The sequence below is a fragment of the Micromonospora sp. NPDC048839 genome (assembly GCF_040649915.1).
In the GTDB taxonomy this organism is placed as follows: Bacteria; Actinomycetota; Actinomycetes; order Mycobacteriales; family Micromonosporaceae; genus Micromonospora.
On record NZ_JBEZGL010000011.1, the window covers coordinates 160,766 to 178,758 of the forward strand.

General features: G+C 72.3%; 12 protein-coding genes. 5 read left to right on the plus strand and 7 right to left on the minus strand.

Features of this window, described 5'->3' with window-relative positions:
* The first annotated feature begins 82 nt into the window (after positions 1 to 82).
* From AB0C25_RS21890 to AB0C25_RS21900, 3 genes are all read left to right on the plus strand, one after another.
* Positions 83 to 1,900 (plus strand): GAF domain-containing SpoIIE family protein phosphatase, encoded by a 1,818-nt coding sequence (locus AB0C25_RS21890; RefSeq protein ID WP_357375826.1) that lies wholly within the window; start codon positions 83 to 85, stop codon positions 1,898 to 1,900.
* Positions 1,901 to 1,972: 72 nt separating this feature from the next.
* A complete protein-coding gene (locus AB0C25_RS21895) occupies positions 1,973 to 3,145 on the plus strand; it encodes a PQQ-dependent sugar dehydrogenase (RefSeq protein ID WP_357375828.1) in 1,173 nt (390 codons plus the stop codon).
* A gap of 61 nt (positions 3,146 to 3,206) precedes the next feature.
* Positions 3,207 to 4,823: a metallophosphoesterase gene (locus tag AB0C25_RS21900; protein ID WP_357375830.1), complete on the plus strand. Its 1,617-nt coding sequence runs from the start codon at positions 3,207 to 3,209 to the stop codon at positions 4,821 to 4,823.
* Here AB0C25_RS21900 and AB0C25_RS21905 read toward each other — a convergent pair.
* From AB0C25_RS21905 to gatB, 3 genes are all read right to left on the minus strand, one after another.
* Positions 4,753 to 5,793: a phosphotransferase gene (locus tag AB0C25_RS21905; protein WP_357375832.1), complete on the minus strand. Its 1,041-nt coding sequence runs from the start codon at positions 5,791 to 5,793 to the stop codon at positions 4,753 to 4,755. The two genes, AB0C25_RS21900 and AB0C25_RS21905, sit on opposite strands and share 71 nt — an antisense overlap.
* 295 nt (positions 5,794 to 6,088) lie before the next feature.
* Positions 6,089 to 8,446 (minus strand): pyruvate dehydrogenase, encoded by a 2,358-nt coding sequence (locus tag AB0C25_RS21910; RefSeq protein ID WP_357375834.1) that lies wholly within the window; start codon positions 8,444 to 8,446, stop codon positions 6,089 to 6,091.
* Positions 8,447 to 8,568: 122 nt separating this feature from the next.
* On the minus strand, positions 8,569 to 10,068 hold the full coding sequence (gene gatB, locus AB0C25_RS21915) for an Asp-tRNA(Asn)/Glu-tRNA(Gln) amidotransferase subunit GatB (RefSeq protein WP_357375836.1): 1,500 nt from the start codon (positions 10,066 to 10,068) through the stop codon (positions 8,569 to 8,571).
* Positions 10,069 to 10,208: 140 nt separating this feature from the next.
* Here gatB and AB0C25_RS21920 point away from each other — a divergent pair, with 140 nt between their 5' ends.
* Complete coding sequence (locus tag AB0C25_RS21920; RefSeq protein ID WP_357375838.1) at positions 10,209 to 10,481, plus strand: hypothetical protein; 273 nt, start codon at positions 10,209 to 10,211, stop codon at positions 10,479 to 10,481.
* Positions 10,478 to 10,825 (plus strand): hypothetical protein, encoded by a 348-nt coding sequence (locus tag AB0C25_RS21925; RefSeq protein WP_357375840.1) that lies wholly within the window; start codon positions 10,478 to 10,480, stop codon positions 10,823 to 10,825. Before AB0C25_RS21920 ends, AB0C25_RS21925 begins: the two co-directional genes overlap by 4 nt.
* 61 nt (positions 10,826 to 10,886) lie before the next feature.
* Here the strand turns inward: AB0C25_RS21925 and gatA are convergent, their stop codons facing one another.
* From gatA to ligA, 4 genes are all read right to left on the minus strand, one after another.
* On the minus strand, positions 10,887 to 12,362 hold the full coding sequence (gene gatA, locus AB0C25_RS21930; protein WP_357375842.1) for an Asp-tRNA(Asn)/Glu-tRNA(Gln) amidotransferase subunit GatA: 1,476 nt from the start codon (positions 12,360 to 12,362) through the stop codon (positions 10,887 to 10,889).
* Positions 12,363 to 12,438: 76 nt separating this feature from the next.
* Positions 12,439 to 12,744 carry an Asp-tRNA(Asn)/Glu-tRNA(Gln) amidotransferase subunit GatC gene (gene gatC / locus AB0C25_RS21935; RefSeq protein WP_007456314.1) on the minus strand — a complete coding sequence of 102 codons (306 nt, stop codon included), beginning with the start codon at positions 12,742 to 12,744 and terminating at the stop codon, positions 12,439 to 12,441.
* 146 nt (positions 12,745 to 12,890) lie between these two features.
* Positions 12,891 to 15,530, minus strand: coding sequence for a bifunctional diguanylate cyclase/phosphodiesterase (locus tag AB0C25_RS21940; protein ID WP_357375844.1), 2,640 nt, complete (start codon positions 15,528 to 15,530; stop codon positions 12,891 to 12,893).
* Positions 15,531 to 15,686: 156 nt separating this feature from the next.
* Positions 15,687 to 17,822 (minus strand): NAD-dependent DNA ligase LigA, encoded by a 2,136-nt coding sequence (ligA, locus tag AB0C25_RS21945; protein ID WP_357375846.1) that lies wholly within the window; start codon positions 17,820 to 17,822, stop codon positions 15,687 to 15,689.
* Between the last annotated feature and the right edge of the window lie 171 nt (positions 17,823 to 17,993).

Genomic DNA, 17,993 nt, shown 5'->3' on the forward strand with positions numbered 1-17,993 from the left:
CCGATGTTCGACCCGGGCCTGGACGAGGTATAACGAAGGGTCGGAGGGCCGGTCGGCCTCCGCCCCAGCAGACAGGTGCTCGATGACCGACGGCTCCCCCGGCACCGCCCGGCGTCCAATCGCCTCACCTGCGGCGCTCGGCGACCCGAGGCGGCTGCGCGCGCTCGCCGACACCGGGCTCGACGCCGTCCCGGACGAGGCGTTCGACAGGTTCGCGCGGCTGGTCAGCGACCTGCTGGACGTGCCGGTCGCGCTGGTCTCCCTGGTCTCCGCCGACCGGCAGTTCTTCCCGGGCGCGGTCGGCTTGCCGGAGCCCTGGTCGGAGCGTCGGCAGACCCCGCTGAGCCACTCGTTCTGTCAGCACGTCGTGGACATCGAGGTGCCGATGGTGCTGCCGGACGCCCGGCTCTACCCCCGCGTTCGGGACAACCTGGCCATCGACGACCTCGGCGTGGTCGCGTACGCCGGGATGCCGCTGACCGACCTCTCCGGCCGGGTGCTCGGCTCGCTCTGCGCCATCGACAACAAGCCCCGCGCCTGGACGGCCGCGCAGCTGCGGACCCTGGCCGACCTGGCTGCCGCCTGCTCGTCGGAGCTGCGACTGCGCATCGCCCTGGACGGCGCGCAGGAGGCACGGCGGCGGGTCGTGCAGGCGCACGAACGGCTGGAGTTGCTGGCCGGGGTGAGCGAGACACTGGCCGGCACCCTGGACGTGGGCACCGCGCTGCGCCGGCTCGCCGCCGCCATGGTGCCGCTGCTCGCCGACTGGTGCCTGCTCACCCTGATCGGCCCGACCGGCCTGCCGCGCGAGGTGGTCTCGGTGCACCGCGACCCGGCCCGAGCAGCGGACATCGACCGCTTCGGTGAGTTGCTGCGCACCGGGCTGAGCCCGGACTCGTCCATCCGGGCGGTGCTGCGGACCGGCCAGCCCCGGCTCGGCAGCATCGCGTCGCTGGCCGACGTGACGAGGGGCACCACCCACCCGGAGATGGCGCCGATCGCCGCCCGCCTGGGCATCGCGTCCTACCTGAGCGTGCCGGTGCCGGGCGTCGGCGGCACCGTGCTGGGCGCGATCACCCTGGTCAACGGCACCGGGCGGCAGCAGTTCGACGACCGCGACCTGCTCACCGCGGTCGAGATCGGCCGTCGGGCCGGCCAGGCCGTCGGCAACAGCTCGATGTACGGCGAGCAGCGACACGTCGCCGAGGTCCTGCAACACAGCATGCTGCCGCGGCTGCCGGTCGTGCCGAAGCTGGAGTTGGCGGCCCGCTACCAGCCGGCGGCCGACCGGGTGGAGGTGGGCGGCGACTGGTACGACGCGTTCGTCCAGCCCAACGGCGATCTGATCGCGGCGATCGGAGACGTGGCCGGGCACGACATCGAGGCGGCGGCGACCATGGGCCAGCTGCGCAACCTGGTGCGGGGCAACGCCTACGGCCGGCCGGACACGGTCGGGGCGCTGCTGAGCAACCTGGACGGCGCGATCCGCGGCCTGCGGCTGCCGATCGCCGCCACCGCGACACTGGTCCGGATCTGTCCGCAGGACGCCGGCGCCCACGAGGTGACCTGGTCCAACGCCGGGCACCCGCCGGCCCTGGTGGTCCGCGTCGGAGGGACGGCCGAGATTCTCCAGGCGACACCGGAACCACTGCTCGGCCTGGCCCGGCCGTCGTCGCGGACCAGCCAGTCGGCGAGCCTGGCCACCGGCGACACCCTGCTGCTCTACACCGACGGGCTGATCGAGCGGCGGGACCGGTCCATCGACGAGGGACTGGCCGAGCTGGTGGTCCGCCTGGACGGCACCGACACGCTGCCCCTCGACAAGCTGTGCGACCTGCTGCTCGCCTCGATCCGCCACCGCGAGGACGACACCGCGCTGCTGGCCGTACGGGCACGGTGAACGATGCACCGCCCGGGTTCGCCGACACCCATCGGGCTCGACCGAGCCGTCCGGCGGGCTACCCTGGGCCGGGTGAGAGCCCGTCCCCCGTACCCTCGCGTCCGTAACCTCCGGGTGGCCCTCGCGGCGTCCTGCGCGGCGCTGCTGCTCAGCGCGGGTTGCAGCTTCGGCGAACCGGAGCCCGACCCGGCCGGCGAGCCGCCCAACCTCCCGACCCCGTCCGCGTCGGCGAGCCCCGGCGGCGCCGGCCAGCAGGCGGTGGCGACGGTCCTCGCGAAGGGTCTGCGGGTGCCCTGGGCCATCGCCTTCCTGCCGGACGGGGCGGCGCTCGTCACGGAACGGGACAGCGGTCGGATCCTGCAGGTCGGCCCCGAGTCCGGGCCGGACGGGCTGCGGGTCCGCCCGGTGCAGACGATCGCCGACGTGGCCGCGGCCGGCGAGGGCGGCCTGCTCGGCATCGCCGTCTCCCCCGACTACGTCAAGGACCGGACGGTCTTCGTCTACTACACGGCCGAGCGGGACAACCGGGTCGCCCGGCTGCAACTCGGTGGGCAGCCCACCCCGATCCTCACCGGCATCCCCAAGGCCAACGTGCACAACGGCGGCGGGTTGGGGTTCGGCCCGGACGGGCAGCTCTACGTCAGCACTGGTGACGCCGGTCAACGTCCCCTCTCGCAGGACGTGAAGAGCCTCGGCGGCAAGATCCTCCGGATCACCCGGGAGGGCAAGCCCGCACCGGGCAACCCGTACCCCGGCTCCCCGGTCTGGTCCCAGGGTCACCGCAACGTCCAGGGTTTCGCCTGGGACACCGCCAAGCGGATGTACGCCGTCGAGTTCGGCCAGAACACCTGGGACGAGATCAACCAGATCACCAAGGGCGGCAACTACGGCTGGCCGGAGGTCGAGGGGCGGGCCGGCGACCGGCGGTTCACCGACCCGATCACGCAGTGGGCGACCGAGGACGCGTCCTGCTCGGGTCTGGCCGCCACCGACCGGCTGTTGGTCACCGGCTGCCTGCGCGGCAAACGCCTCTGGGTGATGGAGCTGACCGACACCGGCACGCTGCTCGGCCAGCCCAGTGAGCTGCTCACCAACCGGTACGGCCGACTGCGCGCGGTGGCTGCCGCGCCGGACGGTTCGCTCTGGGTGAGCACCTCCAACCACGACGGGCGAGGCAACCCCGGTGGCGACGACGACCGGCTCCTGCGGGTGGTCTTCGCGGGCGGCGACGGCGGCCGCAGCTGACGTTCGTCACCATCCGTTCAGGTTTACCAAGATCTTCCGACGGGCAGGTCAGAATTTCAGCATGGACGGGCAGCGCGACGAGCAGCACGACGACGCCAGTGATCGGGACGACCCGGTGACCGACGGCGATTCGCCACGTTCGACGCGCTCGTTGGTCGGCCCGGGCGGGCCGCTGCGCCGCATCGGGCTGATCGTCGCCGTCCTCGCCGTGGCCCTGTCCGGGGCGGTGCTCGGGGTGCTGGCCGGTGGTCAGGTCGACACCGACATCGGTCCGTTCCGGGCCAACCTCAGCATCTCCCCCGCCCGGGACGGTGGCACCACCGTCGACATCCCGCCGCTCGGCGCGTTGCTGCTCGACAGCCATGACGGGCCGACCCATCTCACCGTGCGGCTGGGCGCACTCGATCAGGGACGCACCGAGGCGCTGATCGACGACCCGGCCAGCATCAGCCGGGCCAGTCAGAGCGCCGTGGAGGACGTCCGCTCCGGTGTGATGCGGCTCGGCCTACGGGCCCTCGGCGCGTCGGTGCTGGTCACTCTGATCCTGGCCGGGCTGATCTTCCGCAACGTCCGACGGACCGCCTGGGCGGGTGGGCTCGCGCTGCTGGTCACCGCCGGGAGCCTCGGCACGGCGGCGGCCACCGTACGTCCCCAGGCGATCGAGGAGCCACGCTACGAGGGGTTGCTGGTCAACGCGCCGGCCATCGTCGGTGACGCGCGCCGGATCGCCAACGACTACACCAAGTACGCCGAGCAGTTGCAACGCCTGGTCGGCAACGTCAGCCAGCTCTACACCACCGTGTCGGCGCTTCCGCTGTTGGAGCCGACCCCGGGCACCACGCGGGTACTGCACGTCTCCGACATGCACCTCAACCCGACCGGCTGGCAACTCATCCGGACGGTGGTGGAGCAGTTCGGCATCGACGTGGTGATCGACACCGGCGACATCACCGACTGGGGCAGCGAGCCGGAGGCGTCCTTCGTCGGCTCGATCAGCCTGCTCAAGAAGCCGTACGTCTTCATCCGCGGTAACCACGACTCCGGCAAGACCGCCGCCGCCGTCGCCCGCCAGCCGAACGCGATCGTGTTGAACAACTCGACGACGACGGTCGCCGGACTGACCATCGCCGGCATCGGCGACCCCCGCTTCACCCCGGACAAGAACACCTCACCCGCCGGCAGCGGCCTGACCCAACAGGTCGCCGACCAGGTCATCGACGCGGGCGAGCAGCTCGCGACAACGGTGCGCCGCTCACCCCAGCCGGTGAACATCGCGCTGGTGCACGACCCGGCGTCGGCCGGACCACTCGCCGGCACCTGCCCGCTGGTGCTGGCCGGGCACACCCACGCGCGGCAGGTGTCCCAGCTGCCCCAGGCGCCCGGCCAGCAGCCCACCGCGCTGATGGTCGAGGGCTCCACCGGCGGCGCGGGCCTGCGCGGCCTGGAGGGCGAGAAACCCACCCCGCTGACGATGACGGTCCTCTACTTCGACCAGCAGAAGATGCTCCAGGCGTACGACGACATCACCGTGGGCGGCACCGGCCAGTCCCAGGTCAACCTGGAGCGGCACGTGGTGGCCGATCCGGCGCAGGGCGCCCCGGCGTCGGTCACCCCGACGCCGACCGGGGGCGCGCCGGAGTCACCGGGTCCGCTGCCAAGCCCGACCCCGACCGGCTGATCCTGAGTGCTTTGGTGATGTTCCACTCGGCTAGATCGAGCATCCACTGCCTGTTGGGGAAGTCGGTGTCGGCGATGCGAAGGGGGCCGTCGATCAGGGACAACACCTGCGCGTACCGGTAGAGGTCAAGTCTGTGGGGATCGAGGTCCACTGGGCGCAGGGCCGGGTAGGCGTCGCCGAAGCGCATCTGGAGCCAGGCGTGCTCCCACTCGACGTCGAAGTAGGCGAGCCCTTCAATGTCGATCACGACGGGTTCGCCGGCGGGTGTGACAAGCACGTGGTCTGGTCCGAGTTCGCCGTGGACCAAGCCGTAAGCCTGCCGGGCCGTAACCGCGGCGTGCAGGTGCCGCACATGATCAGCGATCTGGTCGTGTGCGTCGGAGAGCCGGGTGTCGCGAGCCGCCGCCGCGGCGAGGTGGCCGAGCGCCCGGTCGGCGATGATGTCCTCGGTGCGTCGAGTCTGGGGCGCCTCGCCGCGGGCGACAGCAGCGAGCTTGCCGTAGTGCGGGCCCAGCGTGGTGTGCATGCGGCGCAAGGCTTCACTCAGGGTGGACAGCGGGGTGGCGGCTGCGGCCGGGTCGCCTTCTAGCAAGGCTTCAAGCGTCGTCGCGCCGACGTCCTCCACCAGCGCGATGTCGGCGTCCAGATAACCGCCGTCGCGGTCGAGCATCAGCAGCCGGGGGGTCCGCACGCCTGCGGCGGTGAGGGCCGCGTGGTTGACGGCGAACAGTTCCGCGCCCGACGCGTCGGTGAACGGGTCGTCCGGAACAGTGGGTGACGGCGGCCAGTAGTTCTCGCCGGCCGCCCACAGGTAGACGATCACCGTGGTCTGGTCATCCAACTGAAGCCGGTAGACGCCCTTCTTGCTGCCGCCGGTCAGTCGGTCCAGGGCGGCGACCTTGCGGTCAGCGCCGAACTGGTGCGCCACCAGGTCGCGTACATCGTTCGGCTGGAGGAACGCCCGTGTCATGGTCGCCTCTCAGGAGGGGGTTGGGTTTGCGGCGAAGGGCGCTGGCCATCCGCTTCGGCTGCCCACCAGGTCGATGTGCTGTTGAGCGGTATACCTCAGAGTCATATTCATGACTCTGAGGTATACCGCTCAACTACCGCCTCCGCCCCCCGAAGGTGACCGACGGTCACCGCCGGCATCCGGCTGCGCCCACCGACCCAGCCAACGTCCTCGGTCGAGCCGAGGCGGAGTCCAGACGGCGGTCCGGCAGGGCCGTGCGGCCCGGAAGACGCAGCCGCCACCCGCTGCGGCCGGGTCAGCGTAGGGCGATGGCGGCCAGGGCGGCGTTGACGATGCTGCCGGGCAGCAGGTCGTGCAGGTCGTACAGCTCGGCGACGGTGCCGGACTGGCCGAACTCGTCCACGCCGAGCGGCACCGCGGGCGCGCCGACCGCCGACCCGAGCCAGGCCATCGCGTGCGACGCGGCGTCGTGCACGGTCACCACCGGCACCCGATCGGCGAACGCGGACCGCAGCGCGCCCGGCACACTGGGCACGGTGGCCGTCCGTACGCCCTGGCGCAGGGTGCGCTGCCAGGCCCGGTAGAGCCGGTCGAGGCTCGTCACGTCCACCACGTGCGCGGCGATGCCCTCGTCGGCCAACTCCGCCGCGGCGGCCAGCACCTCGGGCAGCACCGCGCCGGAGGCGGCCAGCTGCACCACCGGGGCGTCCACCAGATGCGGGTACGCCTGGTGCGCGTCGACCAGCCGGTACGCCCCGGCGACCACCTGACGGCGCAGCACCGCGTCGCCGAGCCGGGCGCGGGCCGCCTCGAACGGCGCCTGGTCCAGCGGTCGGGTGCTCAACCGGAAGTAGTACGCGCCGTCCTCGGCGGGAGCGGCGGTCGCGGCCGGGGTCGACCCGCCGGCGATCTGCCCGAGCGCGTCGCAGAGCAGCCAGTCGAGGGTGGTCGCGTACGCCGGCTCGACGAAGGTCACCCCGGGCAGCTCCAGGCCGACCGACGCGGTGATCGTGGACTGGTGGGCGCCGCCCTCCGGGGCGAGGGTGATGCCGGACGGGGTGCCTGCCACCACGAACCGGGAGCCGGAGTACGTGCCGTACAGGAACGCGTCGAGGCCGCGCAGCACGAACGGGTCGTAGACCGTGCCCACCGGCAGCAGCGGCTGCCCGGACAGGTCCCAGGACAGGCCGAGCTGGCCGAGCAGCAGGAACAGGTTCATCTCCGAGATGCCCAGCTCGATGTGCTGCCCAGCGGGGCTCTCCGTCCAGCGCAGCATCCGGTCCTCGGTCCAGGAGCGCTGCTCGGTGGGGGCGAACACCCCGGTCTTGTTGATGAACCCGGCGAGGTTCGTGGAGGTGGCCACGTCCGGGGCGGTGGTGACCAGGTAGCGGCCCACCTCCCGGTCCCGCGCCAGGTCCACCAGCACCCGACCGAAGACCTCCTGGGTGGAGATCGGCTTGTTGGCGCGTACTCCCGTGCTCTCCGGGACGGTGACGCCCAGCGCGCGCTCGCGCGGCGCGCGGGACAGCGCCTCCCGGCGGGCGCCGGCCCGGATCCCGGCGGGTGACGCCGGGTCGAGGCGGTCCCACTCGGTCTCGGCGGTCAACCCCTGCGCGGCGCGCAGCGTGTCGACCTGCTCCGGGCTGAGCAGCGCGGAATGGTTGCGCGGATTGCCGGCGATGGGCAACCCCCAACCCTTCACGGTGTACGCGAAGACGACGCTGGGCCGGTCGGTGACCGCGTCGCACTGGGCGTACGCGTCGAGCATCGCCTGCAGGTCGTGCCCGCCCAGGTCGGTGACGAGCGGACCCAGCTCCTCGTCGTCGACGTGGGCGATCAGCTCGTCGATGCCGGCCGGCGCTCCGTCGAGGAACTGCTTGCGCAGCAGCGGGCCGGTCAACCCGAACAGCGACTGGTACTGCTCGTTGGGCATCGCGTCGATCCAGTCGCGCAGCGCCTCGCCACCCGGCCGGGCGTACGCCTCGGCGAGCCGCCGGCCGTACTTGACCTCCACGACGTGCCAGCCGGCCGCCTCGAACTGGCCCCGCCACTGGTTGATCCGGATGCCCGGCACCACCCGGTCCAGCGACTGCCGGTTGAAGTCGACGAGCCACATGACGTTGCCCAGCCCGGTGGTCGCCGGGTCGGCCACCGCCTCCCAGATGTTGCCCTCGTCCAGCTCGGCGTCACCGATCAGCGCCACGAACCGGGAGTGCGGCCGTGCCCCGAAGTGCGCGTCGACGTACCGCCGGGTGGCCGCGGCGAAGAGCGGCGCGGCGGCGCCCAGGCCGACGGAGCCGGTGGAGAAGTCCACCTCGTCCGGGTCCTTGGTGCGCGACGGGTACGACTGGAGGCCGCCACGGGCGCGCAGCCGGGGCAGGTAGGAGCGGTCCAGGTTGCCGAGCAGGTACTGGATGGCGTGGAACACCGGGGACGCGTGCGGCTTCACGGCGACCCGGTCCTCGGCGTCCAGGTGCGCGAACCAGAGCGCGGTCATCGCCGTGACCAGGGAGGCGCTGGACGCCTGGTGGCCGCCGACCTTCACCCCGTCGCCGGTGGCCCGGTCGTGGTTGGCGGCGTCCACGATCCGGGTGGCGAGCCACAGCACCCGCCGCTGGATCTCGTCGAGGACATCGAGGTCGTGCTCGGTCACGGTGGCTCCATCCGGGCGTCGCCGTTGACGCCCTCGCAAGGGGTGCGGGGTGGCCGCGTAGTCGACAGGGTTGCGGAAGGCCGCCGCCGGGTCACGGCGACGGCCTGCTCCGGGTGGGTCTCTCAGCCCTGGACGCCGAGGCGCTCCAGGATCAGCTCACGCAGGGTCTTCGCGTCGGCCTGACCCCGGGTGGTCTTCATGACCGCCCCGACCAGCGCGCCGACCGCCGCGACCTTGCCACTGCGGATCTTGTCGGCGATGCCGGGGTTCGCGGCGATCGCCTCGTCCACGGCGGCGGTGAGCGCGCCGGTGTCCGACACGACCTCCAGGCCCCGGCTGGTCATGATCTCGGTGGGCGAGCCCTCACCGTCGACCACGCCCTCCAGCACCGTACGGGCCATCTTGTCGTTGAGCTTGCCTGCGTCGACAAGCCCCTGCAGCTCGGCGACCTGGGCGGGAGTCGCGCCGATCTCGGCCAGCTCCACACCGCTCTCGTTGGCCCGGCGGGACAGCTCACCCAGCCACCACTTGCGGGCCGCGGCCGGGGTGGTGCCGGCGGCCACGGTGGCCTCGATCAGCTCGACCGCGCCAGCGTTCAACACCGACTGCATGTCCAGGTCCGACAGGCCCCACTGCTCCTGGAGCCGACGCCGGTGCACCCGCGGCAGCTCCGGCAGGGCGGCCTTCAGCTCGGCGACCCAGGCCCGGTCCGGGGCGATCGGCACCAGATCCGGCTCCGGGAAGTACCGGTAGTCGGTGGCCGTCTCCTTCGAGCGACCCGGGGTGGTGTCACCGGTGTCCTCGTGGAAGTGGCGCGTCTCCTGGGTGATCCGGCCGCCCGCCTCGAGCACCGACGCCTGGCGCAGCATCTCCGAGCGGACCGCCCGCTCCACCGACCGCAGGGAGTTGACGTTCTTCGTCTCGGTACGGGTGCCCCACTCCGCGCCCGGCAGGTTGAGCGAGGTGTTCACGTCACAGCGCAGCGAACCCTCCTCCATCCGCACGTCCGAGACGCCGAGGGTACGGATCACGTCGCGCAGCTCGGCGACGTACGCCTTGGCCACGTCGGGCGCGAGCGCACCGGTGCCCGTGATCGGCTTGGTGACGATCTCGACGAGCGGGATGCCGGCCCGGTTGTAGTCGACGAGCGACTCCGTCGCGCCGTGGATGCGGCCGGTGGCCCCGCCCACGTGCAGCGTCTTGCCGGTGTCCTCCTCCAGGTGCACCCGCTCGATCTCGATCCGCACCGTCTCGCCGCCCACCTCGATGTCCAGGTAACCGTCGACGCAAATCGGCTCGTCGTACTGGCTGATCTGGAAGTTCTTCGGCATGTCCGGGTAGAAGTAGTTCTTCCGGGCGAAGCGGCACCACTCGGCGATCGAGCAGTTCAGCGCCAGGCCGATCCGGATGATCGCCTCGATGGCCGCCTTGTTGGCCACCGGCAGCGAACCGGGCAGGCCCAGGCACACCGGGCAGACCCGGGTGTTCGGCTCGCCACCGAAGTCGGTCGGGCAACCGCAGAACATCTTGGTGTTCGTGCCCAGCTCGACGTGGGTCTCCAGGCCGATCACCGGTTCGAAGCGCGCGACGACCTCGTCGTACGCGGGCAGTGTCGTGGTCATGAGACGCTCCAGGCGCGATCCGGACAGAACCGGTCCAGCCTAGTGGGGTTGTCGGGCCGCCTGTCGCCCGGGTTTCCCGAGACACCTGGCAATGGTCGTAACCGGGTGTGTGCGCGCCGACACGTGGGTATCGGTCGACCATGACGAATACGGGGAATGATCGATCTATTCGCCGGGCCGGGCCGGGGCGGCGGTACGACAACAGGCGGGTCCTGCTGGTGGTGCTGGCCGCGTGGGCGGTGGGGGCCGTGGTCGCCCTGATCGGCTGGACTGTCGCCGGCGGTGAGCGGCAGCCGGACGACCTTCGGCTCCTGGTGGTGCTGCTCATCATCCCGGGCCTGATCGGGCTGGCCGTCGCCTGGGGGACGGGCAGGTTGACGGCCTGGCGGCAGCGCGACCGGGCCGGGTCGTGACCTCGCCGCCGTCCCCGCGGCGACAGCCGATCGGCCGCCGGCTACCCGCACCCCGGACCGCCAGCCCGGCGGCCCGCCAGGCCCTGCGCGCCGGGCACACCGACGACCCGCGCGTCGACTCCCTCGCTCGCCAGGAGGCCGAACGCCGCCGGGGCAGACGCTGGGTGCTGTGGATCCTCGGCGTCGCCGTGCTGGTCGAGGCACTGCTGGTCGTCGGCGCCTCCCGCCCCTCCACCCGGGTGATCGCGGTGGTGCTCGGCGTCTTCTGGGCGGTCCAGGGCTGGATGCGCTGGCGTGACCTGCGGGAGGCCGACCGCTACCTCGCCAACCACCGCAACACCTGAGAGCCCTCGGACAGACGACCGGCCCCGACGGACGGATCCGTCGGGGCCGGTCGCGACGGCGCTACAGCGTCGGCGGGGTGAACGTGCCGACGGCGGATTCCAACGCGGCGGCGACCCGGTACATCCGGTCGTCGGCCATCGTCGGGGCCATCACCTGGAGACCGACCGGCAGCCCCTCGGAGAGCCCGCACGGCACCGAGATGCCCGGCCCGCCGTACAGGTTGGTCGGGATCGTGTACAGGTCGGCCAGGTACATCTGGTACGGGTCGGCGGTGCGCGCGCCGATCGGGAACGCCACCGACGGGGTGGTCGGCGAGATCAACGCGTCGACCCGCTCGAACGCGGCGGTGAAGTCCCGGGTGATCAGCGTCCGGACCTTCTGCGCCTGCCCGTAGTACGCGTCGTAGTAACCCGACGACAGCGCGTACGTGCCGATCATGATGCGGCGCTTGACCTCCGGGCCGAAGCCGGTCTCCCGGGTCAGCGACATGACCTCCTCCAGCGACCGGTTGCCGTCGTCGCCGACCCGCAGGCCGAACCGGACTCCGTCGAACCGGGCCAGGTTGGAGGAGCACTCACTGGGGGCGATCAGGTAGTACGCCGGGAGCGCGTACGCGAACGTCGGGCAGGAGATCTCCACGACCTCGGCGCCCATCTTGGTCAGCGCGTCCACCGACTCGCGGAACGCGGCCATCACACCCGGCTCGGCGCCCTCGCCGACGAACTCGCTCACGATGCCCAGCCGCACACCGGTCAGGTCACCTGTCGCGCCGAGCTTCGCCGCCGCCACCACGTCCGGCACCGGCTGCGGGATCGAGGTGGAGTCCCGCGGGTCGTGCCCACCGATCACCTGGTGCAGCAGGGCCGCGTCGAGCACCGTACGGGCACACGGGCCGGGGGTGTCCAGCGACGAGGAGAAGGCGACCAGCCCGTAGCGGGAGGTGCCGCCGTAGGTGGGCTTCGCGCCCACGGTGCCGGTGACCGCGCCGGGCTGGCGGATCGAGCCGCCGGTGTCCGAGCCGATCGCCAACGGCGCCTCGTACGCGGCCAGTGCGGCGGCGCTGCCACCACCCGAGCCACCCGGGATCCGGCTCAGGTCCCACGGGTTGTGCGTCGGCCCGTACGCCGAGTATTCGGTGGACGACCCCATCGCGAACTCGTCCATGTTGGTCTTGCCGAGCATCACCGTGCCGGCGTCCCGCAGGCGTTGCACGATCGTCGCGTCGTACGGCGGACGCCAACCCTCCAGGATCTTCGACCCCACGGTGGTCGGCACACCCCGGGTGGCGAGCACGTCCTTCACCGCGACCGGCACACCCGCGAGGGGACCCAACTCCTCACCGGCGGCCCGGCGCTCGTCCACCGCGCGGGCCGCGGCGAGCGCGCCGTCGCTGTCGACGTGCAGGAAGGCGTGCACCCGGTCGTCGACCGCGGCGATCCGGTCCAGGTGCGCCTGGGTCACCTCGACGGCGGAGGTCTCGCCGCCGGCGACCAGGCTCGCGATCTCCGTCGCGGTCATTCTGGTCAAATCGGTCATGCCGTCACTCCGCTTCGCTCCGCGACGCCACGAGGCACCACGGCGCTGCAACCATGATTCACTCGCTGGCGCTCGCTCATGAGGCCACATCCTCGGTCAGGATCCGCGGTACGCGGAACCGCTGGTCCTCGGCGTCCGGCGCGCCCGACAGCGCCTCCTGCGGGGTCAGGCACGGCGTGACCACGTCCTCGCGGAAGATGTTGGTCAACGGCACCGAGTGCGAGGTCGGCGGAATGTCCGCGGCGGCGACCTCGCCGACCTGGGCGACCGCCTGGAGGATCACGTCGAGCTGGCCGGCGAACGTGTCCAGCTCCTCCTCGGTGACGGCGAGCCGCGACAGGCGCGCCAGGTGCGCGACCTCCTCGCGGGAGATGGCGGCCATCCGTGCCCCCTTCTGATGTCCTGCTGGTCGGGCGGTGTGCCGGCCGCACGACGACGGAAGCGTGACGCGCGGTGACCGGAGCGAGTCTATTGTTCCGCTCCGGTGCCGCGTCCCCGGACTCCCCCTCCGGCTGCCCCCGTGCCGGGTCAGCGGGTGGGGCGGCGCGTGACGTCGGCCTGCGGAGGCCCGCCCGTGGGGCGCACCGGCCGGTACCGGGCCAGCCAGGTGACCAGCTCCGCAGCGGGCATGGGTCGGGCGTAGAACCAGCCCTGTGCCGCGTCGCAACCGGCGGCGTGCAGCATCCGCCAGGTCCGCTCGTCCTCGACGCCCTCGGCCACCACCCGCAATCCCAGCGCGCCGGCCAGCTCGATCATCGACCGGACGATCGCCGCGTCGTCGGCGTCGTCGGCCATGCCGAGGACGAACGACCGGTCCACCTTCACCTCGGAGAGCGGCAGCCGACGCAGGTGCTGCAATGACGAGTAGCCGGTGCCGAAGTCGTCGAGCGCGATGCCCACCCCGATCCGGTGCAACTGGGAGATGGTCGCCAGCACCCGGCGCGGGTCCGCCATCAACGCACCCTCGGTGATCTCCACCTGCAGCCGCTCGGCGGGCACCCCGTAGCGGGCCAGCCGGTCGGCGATCTGGTCCGCGATCTCGCCGGTGTGCAGGTCACGCACGCTGACGTTCAACGCCGCGCGCAGGCCGATGCCGGCCGCCGACCACGCGGCGAGCTGCTCCACCACGTCGTCGACCACCCGCCGGGTGAGCAGCCGCATCACGGCGCTCTGCTCGGCGACCCGGATGAGCTCCTCCGGGTCGACCATGCCCCGCCGTGGGTGTCGCCACCGCAGCAGGGCCTCGACACCGACCACCTCGCCGGTCGCGATGGCGATCTGCGGCTGGTAGTACATCGTGATTTCCCCGGCGTCGTCGGCCGGTCCGTCGTCCGCGTGCGCCCACCCCGTCGGTTCGACCGGTCGCCCCGGTGAGTCCGGCCCGACGTCCCGCCGTGGCCCGAGCCCCCCGGCGCCCAGCGCGGCGACCGCGCTCCCGTTCGGCGACCGCCTGCCGTGTCCGAGCCCGGCGCGCCGCTCCCGACCTCGACCCGGCCGGTTGCCGCTGACCGCGCCGCGGGTGTTACGGCCCCGGATCGGGTCGGCACCTGTCGCGATCTGGTTGATCAGCTCGTCGGCGTGCACCAGGTCGGCGTCGTCGCGCCGCCGGCGTCCCCACCACCGGCCACCGGACCGGGGTGCCGTCGCGATCGCCGGCGCCGGGTCCGTGTGCGGCGCGGCCTCGGCCGGCGTCCCGGTGGGCAGCGCCGCCCCGTCGCCGCCGCGCACCTCGGCCGTCACGTCGAGGGGTACGCCGACCACCTCACCCGGCACGCCGTTCCGGCCGCGCCCGGCCTGCTCCGGCGCTCCTCCGAGGTGACCGTGGCCGGCCGGCTCGGCGTCGAACGGTCCGTCGACCGGCGGGCCGGACTCCAGTACGCGGCGCAGGTCGGCGAGGAGGCCGAGACGCTCGGCGGAGTTGTGGTCGGACTCGGGGGCGTAGACGGCCACCGTGTCGTTGCGGTGCTTGGCGTCGTACATCGCCACGTCGGCGTGGCGCATCAGAGTGGCGAAGTCCTCGCCATGCTCGGGGAAGAGGGCGATCCCGATCGACCCGCCCACGTCCAACGGAAGCCCGTCGAGCGGCACCGGCTCGGCCAGCGCCTCGACCACCTCGTCGGCCAACTCCCGCGCCTGACCCACGTCGGTCAGCCCGGTCATCACGATGGCGAACTCGTCGCCGCCGAGCCGGGCGATCATCTGGGGTCGAGGCCGTACGTCGGTGAGCCGCGCGCTCACCTCGACCAGCAGCCGGTCGCCCACGGCGTGCCCGAGGGCGTCGTTCACGTTCTTGAAGCGGTCCAGGTCGATCAACAGCAGTGCCAACTGACCGTCGGGTTCGCCGCGGGCCGTCCGCTCGGCATGCACGTGCACCTGCTCGGCCACCTCGGTCAACAGGGCCTTGCGGTTGGGCAGACCGGTGAGCGGGTCAGCGGCGGCGAGGTGCTGCTGTTCGACGGTCAGCCGCGCCATCCGGTAGACGGCGAACAGCGGCACCAGCACCAGCGGGATCAGTGCCGCGCTGACCCGCGCCGCCGCGACGAGCACCGGGGCGAGCAGCAGCAGGGAGCCGGTGGAGAGCATCTCGAAGCCGAGCCCCTGCCGCAGGGTGGGCCACCACCGGTCCCCGAAGCGCAGCCGTACCGCCCAGCTGACCAGCCCGTAGTTGACGACGAACCAGGCCAGCGTCGCCCCGCCGACGGCGGCCACGTCGGTCCAGTGCAACCGTCCGCCGGAGAAGATGGTGCCCGGCCCGAGCAGGATCACGCCGTACGCGGCGGCGAGGGCGCACGCGTACTGCCCGACGTTGAACGCCGTCCGCCACGCCGCGTGCCGCATCCGCCAGCCCGACACGAGCACCCCCACCGCCTGCACCAGCACCGCCGGACCGAGGCCCCAGCCGAGCAGGATCGCGAAGGTGAAGCAGGTGGAGGGGAACACCGCCGAGGTCTGCCGGCGCCCCGGCGGGACGAACGGGCGGGCGTCGCAGACCACGGCGAGCGCGGCCATCGTCCAGAACGCCACCGGCAACTGGGACAGCTCATCGGGAAGGGTCGCGAGTGGAACGGCTGCGGTCACCGCGGCCACCACCAGGATGCCGACGACGAAGGCGGCGAACGGCGCCACCCGTCCCGGGGGCAGCGAGTTGCGTGGGTCGGCGACCTCCACGACACCTCCCGACCGACCTTCGGCGTGCGGGTGCGCACGCCGTGACCCAATGAAACGCCCTCGGCCCCCGGTTTCCCGGTATGACAGTCACGAATCGGTCGTAGTCGTAATTAAGTTGGTATACGCGACCAGTCGCCGCGCGTCGCACCCGTGCGGTCAGCCGCCCGGTTGGGCGACCTCCCGTGCGGCGTCCGGGCCGGCGTCCAGCAGGAGCTGGAACCCTGCCTCGTCGAGCACCGGCACCTTCAGGCTGGCCGCCTTGTCGGCCTTGGACCCCGGGTTGTCTCCCACCACGACGAAGCTCGTCTTCTTGGAGACCGACCCGCTGACCTTGCCGCCCCGGCTCTGGATGGCCTCGGCGGCCTGATCCCGGGAGAAACCGGCGAGCGTGCCGGTCACCACGACGGTCAGCCCCTCCAGCGGGCGCGGCCCCTCGTCGCCCGCTTCCTCCGCCATCCGTACGCCGGCCTCGGCCCACTTGCGGACGACCTCGCGGTGCCAGTCCACCGCGAACCACTCGCGGAGGCTCGCCGCGATCGTCGGCCCGACGCCGTCGACCGAGGACAGCTCCTCCTCGGTGGCCGCGTCGATGGCGTCCATCGAGCGGAAGTGCCGGGCGAGCGCCTGGGCGGCGGTCGGGCCGACGTGCCGGATGGAGAGCGCCACCAGCACCCGCCACAGGTCCCGTTGCCGGGCGACGGCCAGATTGTCCAGCAACTTGCTGGCGTTGCTGCCCAGGCTGCCGTCCTTGTTGACGAAGAACGGGGATCGGGACAGCTGCTCGGCATCGAGCTGGAAGAGGTCGCCCTCGTCCGCGATGACCTCCGCGTCCAGCAGGGCCGCCGCGCCCTTGTAGCCGAGCGCCTCGATGTCGAAGGCACCGCGACCGGCAAGGTGGAACACCCGCTCGCGTAGCTGGGCCGGGCAGCTGCGGGTGTTGGGGCAACGGATGTCGACGTCGCCCTCCTTCGACGGCGCGAGCGGGGTGCCGCAGGCCGGGCAGGTGGTCGGCATGACGAACGGCCGGGCGTCGGCGGGACGCAGGTCGACCACCGGGCCGAGGACCTCGGGAATCACGTCGCCGGCCTTGCGCAGCACCACCGTGTCACCGATGAGCACGCCCTTGCGCTCGACCTCACGGGCGTTGTGCAGGGTCGCGAGCGCGACGGTGGAGCCGGCGACCCGCACCGGCTCCAGCACGGCGAACGGGGTGACCCGGCCGGTGCGCCCCACGTTGACGTCGATGTCGAGCAGCTTGGTGGTGACCTCCTCCGGCGGGTACTTGAAGGCGATCGCCCACCGGGGCGCGCGGCTGGTCGAGCCCAGTCGGCCCTGGATGGAGACCGGGTCGACCTTGACCACCACCCCGTCGATCTCGTGCTCGACGTCGTGCCGGTGCTCGGCGTAGTAGGCGATGTATTCGGCGACGCCGGCCAGGTCGGGCACGACCCGCCAGCGGTCGCTCGTCGGCAACCCCCACGACTTGAGCGCCGCGTACGACTCGGACTGCGCGGTGGGCTGGAACCCGCGACGCGCGCCGATGCCGTGCACCACCAGACGCAGCGGCCGGGAGGCGGTGACCCGCGGATCCTTCTGTCGAAGGCTGCCCGCCGCGGCGTTACGGGGGTTGGCGAAGGGCGCCCGGCCCTGCTCCACCAGGCCGGCGTTGAGATCGGCGAACGCGGCGACCGGGAAGTAGATTTCGCCCCGAACCTCCACCAGCTCGGGAATGTCCGGGAATTCGGCGGACGGGGTCAGCTGACCGGGCACGTCCCGGATGCTGCGCACGTTGGCGGTGACGTCCTCACCGGTGCGGCCGTCACCCCGGGTGGCGGCCCGGACCAGCCTGCCCTTCTCGTAGGTCAGGTTGATGGCCAGCCCGTCGACCTTCAGCTCACACAGGTAGCGCACCGGGCCGCCCGCGTCGCGCTCGACCCGCTCGGCCCAGGCCGCCAACTCCTCGTCGGCGAAGGCGTTGTCGAGCGACATCATCCGTTCGGCGTGGGTGACCGGGGTGAAGTCGGTGGAGAACGTGCCGCCCACGCGTTGGGTCGGCGAGTCGGGTGTCCGCAGGGCGGGGAACTCCGCCTCCAACGCCTCCAGCTCACGCAGCTGCTTGTCGAACTCGGCGTCGGGAATGGTCGGCGAGTCCAGCACGTAGTAGCGGTACTGATGCTCGGTCAACTCCTGACTGAGCGTGGCATGCCGCTCCCGGGCCTGCGGCGTCGGCTCAGCCCCGGCCGCCGCCTCCTGCGCCGGGCTGACCTGCTGACCGATCTGCTCCTCGGACACACCGCCACCTTCGGACACGCCTGCGACCTCCCTGATCACGCTACTCCGGCACGGTATCGGGCCGGTGAGACAATCCGTTGCCCGCCCGCGCTCGCAGCGACGTTCCTCTCCACCGCGTTCCGTGATCACGTGATGCTCGGTGGTCGTCGACGGCCCGATCCGGCTGCTCAC